Raw genomic sequence first — 752 nt, 5'->3', positions numbered from 1 at the left:
CCCTCCTGGACGTCGGTGTTTTCGGAGGAGATGGTGCGGTTGGGGGCTGAGCGTGAGGATGTGGTGGGGATTACGGCGGCGATGTTGCAGCCGGTGGGGTTGCAGGCGTTTGCGCAGGCGTATCCGGAGCGGGTTTTTGATGTGGGGATTGCGGAGCAGCATGCGGTGACGTCGGCTGCGGGGTTGGCGCTTGGTGGGGTGCATCCGGTGGTGGCGGTGTATGCGACGTTTTTGAATCGGGCGTTTGATCAGGTGTTGATGGATGTGGCGTTGCATGGGTGTGGGGTGACGTTCGCGTTGGATCGTGCGGGTGCGACGGGGAATGACGGTCCTTCGCACAATGGGATGTGGGACATGTCGATTTTGCAGGTGGTGCCGGGGTTGCGGGTGGCGGCGCCGCGGGATGGTGCGCGGTTGCGGGTGTTGTTGCGGGAGGCGGTGGAGGTGGAGGACGCGCCGACGGTGGTGCGGTATCCGAAGGGTTCGGTTGGGGTGGATGTGGATGCGGTGGCGTCGGTGGGTGGGGTGGATGTGTTGGTGCGGCCGGTGGTGGGTGGGTCGCGGGTGTTGTTGGTTTCGGTGGGGGCGATGGCGCAGGTGTCGTTGGAGGCGGCGCGGTTGTTGGGTGAGCGGGGAATCGGGGTGACGGTGGTGGACCCGCGGTGGGTGAAGCCGGTCAATTCCACGTTGGTGGGGTGGGCTGCGGAGCACGAATTGGTGGTCACGGTCGAGGACAACGGCCGGGTGGGCGG

1 protein-coding gene is annotated in these 752 nt (G+C 65.8%); it reads left to right on the top strand.

The annotated features are described in order from the left end of the window. On the top strand, nt 1–752 hold a 752-nt coding region (locus tag AAHZ94_RS34790), incomplete at both ends, for a transketolase C-terminal domain-containing protein (RefSeq protein ID WP_349997653.1).

The sequence above is a fragment of the Streptomyces sp. HSW2009 genome (genome assembly GCF_040240285.1).
GTDB lineage: Bacteria > Actinomycetota > Actinomycetes > Streptomycetales > Streptomycetaceae > Streptomyces.
Note: the sequence above shows the minus strand (reverse complement) of the source record. Positions and strands in the feature narration are given on the sequence as shown.